This is a genomic window from Thermanaeromonas sp., from assembly GCF_021890735.1.
Classification (GTDB): domain Bacteria; phylum Bacillota; class DSM-521; order Neomoorellales; family Neomoorellaceae; genus Thermanaeromonas.
This window is the reverse complement of sequence record NZ_JAKKUR010000079.1, coordinates 1-8,228: the sequence shown is the minus strand read 5'-3', so window position 1 is coordinate 8,228 and position 8,228 is coordinate 1. Positions and strand designations below refer to the sequence as shown.

The 8,228-nt window shown below is 54.5% G+C and carries 8 protein-coding genes; 2 read left to right on the top strand and 6 right to left on the bottom strand.

The window, feature by feature from the left end:
* Nucleotides 1-154 precede the first annotated feature (154 nt).
* Nucleotides 155-289: a hypothetical protein gene (locus L5656_RS09615; protein WP_297202389.1), complete on the bottom strand. Its 135-nt coding sequence runs from the start codon at nt 287-289 to the stop codon at nt 155-157.
* 73 nt (nt 290-362) lie between these two features.
* Nucleotides 363-656 (bottom strand): hypothetical protein, encoded by a 294-nt coding sequence (locus L5656_RS09610; protein ID WP_297202387.1) that lies wholly within the window; start codon nt 654-656, stop codon nt 363-365.
* A gap of 90 nt (nt 657-746) precedes the next feature.
* Between L5656_RS09610 and L5656_RS09605 the strand changes: the two genes are divergently transcribed.
* Nucleotides 747-1,589 (top strand): DNA adenine methylase, encoded by an 843-nt coding sequence (locus L5656_RS09605; RefSeq protein WP_297202385.1) that lies wholly within the window; start codon nt 747-749, stop codon nt 1,587-1,589.
* A gap of 847 nt (nt 1,590-2,436) precedes the next feature.
* Here the strand turns inward: L5656_RS09605 and L5656_RS09600 are convergent.
* Complete coding sequence (locus L5656_RS09600; RefSeq protein ID WP_297202383.1) at nt 2,437-3,978, bottom strand: coenzyme F420-0:L-glutamate ligase; 1,542 nt, start codon at nt 3,976-3,978, stop codon at nt 2,437-2,439.
* 236 nt (nt 3,979-4,214) lie between these two features.
* Here L5656_RS09600 and L5656_RS09595 point away from each other — a divergent pair, with 236 nt between their 5' ends.
* On the top strand, nt 4,215-4,382 hold the full coding sequence (locus L5656_RS09595) for a hypothetical protein (RefSeq protein ID WP_297202381.1): 168 nt from the start codon (nt 4,215-4,217) through the stop codon (nt 4,380-4,382).
* On the opposite strand, the gene L5656_RS09590 is transcribed toward L5656_RS09595, so the two are convergent.
* The 3 genes from L5656_RS09590 to L5656_RS09580 form a co-directional block, all read right to left on the bottom strand.
* A complete protein-coding gene (locus tag L5656_RS09590) occupies nt 4,375-7,455 on the bottom strand; it encodes a DNA polymerase III subunit alpha (protein ID WP_297202379.1) in 3,081 nt (1,026 codons plus the stop codon). The genes L5656_RS09595 and L5656_RS09590 overlap by 8 nt on opposite strands.
* A gap of 19 nt (nt 7,456-7,474) precedes the next feature.
* Nucleotides 7,475-7,630 carry a hypothetical protein gene (locus L5656_RS09585; protein ID WP_297202377.1) on the bottom strand — a complete coding sequence of 52 codons (156 nt, stop codon included), beginning with the start codon at nt 7,628-7,630 and terminating at the stop codon, nt 7,475-7,477.
* A gap of 22 nt (nt 7,631-7,652) precedes the next feature.
* A partial coding sequence (locus L5656_RS09580) for a hypothetical protein (RefSeq protein WP_297202374.1) occupies nt 7,653-8,228 on the bottom strand: 576 nt, incomplete at its 5' end.

Here is an 8,228-nt window from a genome sequence, read left to right as displayed (position 1 = left end):
ACCCTGCCCTTGCTTTACCCCCGCGTTAAAGCTTGTTGTGCAGGCAGCAAGTAGTGGTTGGCAGTCGCAACCCCGCCGGGGCCTAATGGCCAGGGTTTGTTTATTTGCTATTCGCCGGTAAATTGGCGCAACTCGGGAGTGATTCTCCGGAGCTTTATCTTCCGCTCAATTTCTCGTCTGTCTCCTCAGGTACAGGTATCTCCGCCCCACAGTTAGGGCATTTCCAGACAGTTCCCGCCGCAGCCGACCACCACGGCAAGCCGCAACCAGGGCAAATGCGCTTCTGCATAACTTCTCTTCCTCATTCCTAGGCTCTTGTACATTCCTTCTTTCTTCTATAACCTTCGTAAATCCTCATGAATTTATATCCTTTTCTTTAGCAAGATTTTCTCCGAAGGCTTGAGGTCCTCAAACTCGCCTGAGATACACTTTTGACGCGCCAGATATAGAGAAAAAGCGAGCGGCTTGGGGAGGAGGTGGTGTAGGAATTTGAAGGCCCAGAACGCAGGCACCCGTACATCATGCATAGGAATGTTCACGAGAGTATAGGGAGGGTAAAAATATGCGAGGACCTGGAGACCATTGATCTGCTCTTCGTTTTCCTCCACCCGGCCCAGGCGGCCTTCGAGCGGCCCCCTGCGTTGGCGGGACCCCACTTGCCACCCCCTAGTGATACCGGTGTAAGAAGGAAATTGTCCTCTGGAGGCGAATATCCTGCTAGAGGTTAGCCTGGGAGGAAACAACCGGTGTTAGAGCGCTCTTCTTCCTTATCGCTTCAGGTACTAAGGCCCAAGCCTCCTGTGAAATGGGCAGGGGGCAAAACCCAGCTCATACCTCAATTGGAGCCCCTGTTCCCTAAGAAGGAATACAACCTTTACATAGAACCCTTCGTGGGGGGCGGGGCGGTATTTTTCCACCTGCTGCCCCACCAAGCCGTTCTTATCGATAGCAACGAGGAGCTTATCAACTTTTACCTGGTGGTGCGTGACAGCCTGGAGGAACTGCTAAGGGCTCTCAGAAAGCATAAAAACACGCGGGAATATTATTACTCAATCCGGGCCTTAGATCCCCAGGAGCTTTCTCCTGTAGAGAGGGCTTCCCGGTTTCTTTATCTCAACAAGACAGCTTATAACGGGTTGTGGAGGGTAAACAGCCGGGGTCAACATAACGTGCCCTTTGGGAGATATAAAAATCCCAAGATTGTGGACGAGCCCAACCTCCGGTTGGTAGCGAAGGTTTTAAGAAACGCGCGGATAATTTGTGATGATTTTAGCCGCGTGCTGGAATTCGCCCGGCCGGGTACTTTTGTGTACCTCGACCCGCCTTATTACCCCTTATCCGATACGGCCAACTTTACAGGTTATACTCCGGACGCGTTCGGGCCGAAGGACCAGAAGAGATTGGCGGCCGTATTTAGAGAACTGGATAGGAGCGGCTGTTTGGTAATGCTAAGCAATTCGGATACCCCCTTTATACGCGAGCTTTACTCGGGATACGATATACAGGTAGTCTACGCCAGGAGGGTTATAAACTGCAGGCCTGACCGGAGGGGACCAGTAACAGAACTAGTTATTAGAAATTACCGGTGAGGACGGCTGACATTAATGCCAGGAGAGATGCTCGTTTCCGGGATGCCACCATTAAAGTGAAGAAATGAAGTTACGCCGGGAACATATTCCCGGCCTCTTTATATGTAGGTACTGCTGGTACGGTGTCTACCGTGGCTATCCAGCACTATATCGAAGAATGTCAAGACATGGCTTGGAGCGGAAAATCCCGTCCTAACGCTTGGTGCTTACAAAACAGTTCCCCCATGCTGGCGGCTAACCGCCTCTGGAATTTTTGCGCCTGGTATAGCAGAGAAATCCGTAAAACCGAAGGCCGGTGGCCTTCCTAAAGAGAACTCAAAAAGAAGTTTAAGGGTTTCGTGGTATGGAAGGCCCCTAGACGATAAAGCGTTAGGGGAACTCGCAAACTATCCCTTGCACTATGTCCTGGCCAAAATTGCTGTGGTGGGGTCAGGGAAGATAAGACCAATACAACGGGCTGGCTTATCGAGACCTGCCGATACCAGCCAGGACGAAAAGTATGCGGCCTTTCTATTGAGCAAATTGCACACTTTGCGCAGGAAGGTGCAGTGTCTCGCCAGCTCCAGACCAGCGAGGAAAAGTTTTACCACGGGTCGCGGTAAAAACAGTCCTAGTAAGACCGAATGCTTACCAAATGAGCCTTCCCTCCTCTGCGGGAAAGGGAAGGCTTTGTTTTTGCTTAAAAGGGAAAAGCAGAATACTTTTTGCTAAAGGAAGAAACGAACAATGGCGAAGCAGCGCAGGTTTAAGAAACGCAAACAGGTAATGCGGGAAGCCCCGGAGTGGGGCGGCCTCAGCTCCCGTAGGACCCCACCGGCGCCTGCTGCCGGAGGCTATACTTCCTTGGCTAATCGCGTTTTATGCCCCTTACCAGCACTACAGGGGTGCCCTGGTCTGCCGAACCGGCGAGGAGATCCGCTAGGGTAGCGACAATGCTCACCAGCCTTCGGGGTGTAGTGCCGAGGTCGCTCTGTTCCTCCCTTGTTTCTGCCATAATACGGGCAATCTCTTCGCGGCTGTAGCCCTTGTTATAGAGGGTGTCTACTACCAGCTTAAGTTTCTTACCGGTCCTAAGCCTTAAGTCCCGCAGCCCCTCAGAAACTCCTAACGCAGGGTAGGGGTCAGCCAGTTCGTAAATACCGGTGTCCGGATCTTTGTAAGCGCCGTCACCGAAAATAAGGACTTCAACCTTTTTTCCCGTATCCTTAAGGATGCGTTTCCGTATCTCCTCCGCAGTCCCGTCGGCATCCTCCGGTAAAAGTTTTAAGATGCCTTTTTCGTAATCAGAGACATTAGAGCCGATGACCCCCCACGGTGGAGGACCGAGTTCGTCTAATGTTTTTACCGGAACTTTAGCTCCCAGGGCCATGAACAGGTCCCGCCGCTCCTTACGGTGGTGGACTTCTCCCAGAATTATACCGTCTAGATACCCCATATCGTAGACTTTGAGGGGGTTGTTGGTAAAGATTATGTCTCCTTGAGCGCCTGCGTCCTCGATGACCTCTAAATAAAGCCGGCGGTAGTCAATACCGGTAATGGGATGGCAGAAAACCTCTTTGGGTAGTTCCCGACCATGGATAACTTCCTCTTCGGCAAAGGTGCTCAGTTGGTCGGCAAAGGAGACCTGCTGTAGCGGTTCCTTGTCTCCTTCGAGATACCGGCGGGCATCGAAAAGGACGAACTCCTTCCGTCCCAGGTCTACGGCTGCCGCCAGGGCTTGACCGGCCTCGGCCATGTCTTCCATGATTTCAACAGCCTTCCGCGCTGCCCTCTCCTGTTCAACGAAAGTTACTTCCAGGGGAGCCAGGATGCCCTCGGGGGTGTGCACCGTGATATCGGCGATCCCGCTGCCTAAGATTTTTCTCATGCCTAAGATTTTGTATCCCAAAGATTGAAGGATGAGGGCGGCTATTACCTCCCGGATGAGGATATTCAAGTATGGTGTGCTGCCCCGGGCCGAGGATAGATGTTTATAAAGCATTTTTAACCCCAGGCGGACTCTGGCCAGTTCGGCGTCTATAACCTGGTTACCCACTTCATCTGCCGGAACGGGGAAAGCTACTATAACCCTACCGCCTTGGCTGGCCATGGCTATGGCTTTTAATACCAGGGCAAAGCGATTGCGGCTGGCAATGGGGTACACGACGGCCAGGGTGCTCTTGGGTTTTAGCCCGAACATATCTTTTACCTGTTGCGCCAGCTCTTCGCAACTCAGGTAGCGGTTCTGAGAACGGGCGACGACTGCTTCGGTCACGCAGATTATATCCCCGTCCTCTACTATACCTCGTACGGCATCGGCCACCGTGGCGGCGATGTCGTCGTGGGGCAGGATGAGACCCGTCTTAATTGCCAGGACTTGCGCAGCCACGCGTTCCAGATTTTCCTTCACTAAGCTTCACTTCCTTTGCTATAAGAATTCTTTCCACCATAACTTTACACCTCGTTGTATTCAAAGGCAAGGTCCCCCCTTTAGGCAAGTTTTTAAACCTGGAGCGGGTTTCCGTGCGAGGTAGCACTTAGAACCTTACACGAACAGAGAAGAAATTGCACTAGAAATTTTGGGACCAGCGGGTTCCAATGGAACCGGAGCATAAATTCAGCTGAAGCCGGAAAGGAGACGATACTTTGCTCAGCTACGGATTGTTTGACGGCGTGGCGCGGCAGGACCACCCCGGTGAGCGAGGAGGCCAGGGCGCTGTTGCGGTCTGCCGGCTGGGAGGGAGAAAAAGCCGGGCCTCCCGGGCCCGTACTCACGGCCCGCGGGGTTCCGGGGTACCTGGAAGTGCTATTTGAGAAGTACGGGCCCTAACTTTCTAGAGATCAGGGCAGTTCCTTCTCCCCTGTGCTGAATGATGCCTGTGACGGTCAGGGGTCCGGCTTCCGGCCCGAAAAGAAAGTGGCCGTACTTATCATAGACATCCTCGAATACCGTAACATCAATCATTCCGGTTTCGTCCTCCAGGGAGAAGAATACAACGGTTTTCCCGCTTCTGGTGGGTGGCCGGTGCGGCCTTACGGGCAGCCCGGCCACTTTCACACGGCTTCCGTCCGGCATCTCTTTTGCCTGCCCGGCAGTCAGATATCCCTCTTTTATAAGTCTATCCCTGAAAAAGTACATAAAGTGGGTATCCGCGCTCATCCCCAAGATCTCGTACTCCAGTAGGCACTTTTCTGCCGCGGTAAAATCTTTTATGCCTGCTGGCGGGCCCAGTTCCAGCGAGGGCTGCAGGCACGATTGGGAGATTACCTCCGGCACCCACGCCAGCAGGGCCTTTCTGTTGGGATGGAGGGTATCGAAGGCACCGCAGAGGATGAGGTTTTCCAGGGTATCCCTTTCGGTCTGCGTCCTAACATAAAAATCCCGCAGTGAAGAAAAAGGGCCCTCCTGCCGTGCTTTAAGAATTCTGGCCACGGTATTCTGCCTTATACCCTTTACCCGGCTCAAAGGGATGCGGATGGCCCTAGCTTTCTCTACGGTGAACCTGTCTGTGCTTGTGTTTACGTCCACCGGGAGGAACCTTATTCCCCTGGTGCGGGCCTCATTGGCAAGTGTTGCCGGCGAATAATATCCCATGGGCTGGCAGTTTAAGAGTGCCGCAAAGAAGTAAGCAGGATAGTGGGCGGAAAGGTAGGCCGTCCAGTAGGCGGTGGTAGCGAAGGCTGCCGCGTGTGCCTCGCAGAAGCCGTAGGAGGCATATCCCTCGAGACAGGAAAATATATCCCGGGCCGTCTTTTCGTCTATACCCCGGCTTACGGCCCGCCGCACGAATTCTTCACCTATTTCTTTCATTTCTTTAAGGGAGCGCGCGTGGGTCATAAGCTTGCGGAGCCGGTCCGCTTCTCCGGGAGTAAAGCCCGCAATCTCGCTTGCGATGGCTATGACCTGCTCCTGGAAAAGGACTACCCCGTAGGTCTTTTCGAGTATGGGCTTAAGGGAGGGGTGAAGGTAGGAAACCGGCTCCAGGCCCCGGCGCCGGGTGATAAAAGGCTCCACCATATTTCCCTTTATGGGCCCGGGGCGTATTAAAGCAAGGCTTGCCACCACGTCCTCCATGTTTTCCGCCTTCAGCCTGGACTGCAGAGCCCTCTGGGCCGGACTCTCCAGCTGAAACACTCCTACCGTTTGAGCTCTGTTAAGCAGCCGGTAAGTGTCAGGATCGTCCAGGGGTATTTTTTCATAGCGGAAACCCGGCTTCATCCTGGAAATATCCCGGACAGCCTCTTCCAGTAAGCTTAGGGCCTTAAGGGAGAGGAGGTCCAGCTTGACCAGGCCCAGCTCTTCAATGTCATTACGGTCGAACTGGCAGATTTTTATTTCCTTGGCGGCCACCTGTAAGGGGGAAATCTCCACCACCGGGGGACCGGTAACAACGAGGCCGCCCAGGTGGGTGCCCAGGTGGCGGGGGAAGCCCGCGATAAGGCCGCAGAATTCAAGCAGGCGCCTGTATCTTTCTCCTTTCCAGGGGCCGCGGCGCAGCTCCGGGAAGCGGTCCAGGGCCGGTAGGATTTCGTCGGCAGGGATGTAAGGCATGCTTTTGGCCAAGCTGTCTATTTCTTCCTCCGGATAGCCGAAGACCTTGCCAAGGTCCCTTACCGCCGACCGGGCCCGGTAGGTCACGTAGGTGGCTACTGCCGCTACATGGTCTTCCCCGTACTTTCGATAGACATAACCGGCGACCACATCACGGTACCTGGAATCAAAGTCAATATCTATATCGGGCTTTTCGGCTCGTTCAAGGCTCATAAAGCGTTCAAATACAAGCTGCCGGCTGATGGGGTCAACTTCCGTGAGCCCCAGGCAGTAGGCTACGGCGCTGGCTCCGGCAGAGCCGCGGCCCGCACAGCGTATGCCCTTAGAACGAGCGTAGTTAACGATGTCCCAAGTAATGAGGAAGTAGTCGGCAAAACCCAGGCGCGATATAACGTTCAGCTCTTTTTCCAACCTCTCTTCTACCTCCGGAGTGATACACCCGTATCGTTCTCTAGCTCCCCTGTAAACCAGCTCCCGGAGGAAGGCATCGGCGCTCTGGCCGGGCGGTAAAGGGAACCTGGGGGAAAAATTCTGTCTTTCGTCGAGGGCAGGCTGGCAAATTTCAGCTATGCGTATAGTATTGTGCAGGGCCTGGGGGCAAAAAGTAAAAAGGTGCGCCATTGTCTCCGGTGGCTTCAAGTAGTTTTCGTCGTTTAAAGGCCTTTCCGGATGGACATCTTCCAGCTTTATTCCCAGGCGGACGCAGGTGAGGACGTCGTGGGTGGGAAAGTCTTTTCTACAAACATAATGGACGTTATTTGTGGCCACGACGGGTATTTTTAGGTTCTCGCCCAGCTCTAGTAGACACCGGTTGAGCGCCCTGTTGCCGGGAAGAAGGGTATCTTGAAGCTCCAGGTAGAAGCTGCTGCCCCACAGGGCTTTATAGCGCAGGGCCGCCTCTCTGGCTTCGGCATATTTCCTCTGCAGGATTAGCGACGGTATCTCTCCCCTCCGGCAGCCCGACAAAGCCAGCAGGCCTTCCGCATGCTCTTCCAGGCCGGCCCAGGAGCACCTGGGGTTTCCCCTGGGGCTTGATATATGCGCCCGCGTGAGGAGCCGGCACAGGTTGGCATACCCCCTGGGACCTGTAGCAAGCAGAGTAAGGTGGTAACCGCCTTCAAGGACTACTTCTGCCCCCAGAATGGGCTTGATACCTGCTTCTTTTGCGGAGCGAAAGAAGCGTACGGCGCCGGAAACGTTGAAATGGTCTGTGAGGGCTATGGCCGGCATTTCCAGGTCTGCAGCCTTTTTAACCAGTTTTTCCGGCGGGGCAGAACCGTCGAGGAAGGAAAAATACGAATGGACGTGGAGGTGCGCGAAGACAGGCGCACGCATTCTTTACGGGTTCCCTCCCTCAGTCGTACCGCCTGTAGAAGAACCACCGGCCGTCTGTGAGGTCCCGGTAGAGCTCCCATACTCCGCTATCGGTAAGCAACCTCACAAACAGCTTCGGGGCCTCTCCATCCCACCATTCTCCCACGTCCTTCCACCTGTCCAGGGCCTCCCTCACCGTATGCCACTGCCCCCTGCACTTAAACTGCAGGATTTTCCCTTTCTTCCGCCAGAGTACCTGCTGTGCCTGTACCACGGATAAAGTTCCTCCACGGGTCGTAAAAGGAGAGCATGAGCTCTCTGCGGGAAAGGACGAGGTCGGAGGCTCTGAACAGGATCCCACTGTGGGCGCGGGAAGCCGCAGCAATCGCTTTACGGAGCCGGTCCTCCCTTTCAGTGTCCTTGCTGTCGAACATGGCCAGCTGGCTTGCGGGAGGGAGGCTCAGCCAGTCCAGTTCAACGTATAACTTTTCTACAGGCGCAACCAATTGGATACTGTGGAGGAGCCTTTCCAGGTGGAGGCGGACGTTTTCGGGGGGCTGGGCCCGGGTAAACTCCCGGGAAACAGACATGGGTCTCTCTTCCGTGTCCAGGGTGACGTTCATGCGCTGCCATACCAGATGGTGGGCCTTTAACCAGGCAGAAAGGCGTTTGGACAGGATGCGGCAGGCGTAGAGAAGAGCGTCTAAAGAGAGAGTGCCACCCAGGTATATATCCGCAGCTACGGGCTCCATGATGAAGGCACCTCCGAAAGGAAGCGAAGCAGGTCGGAACGA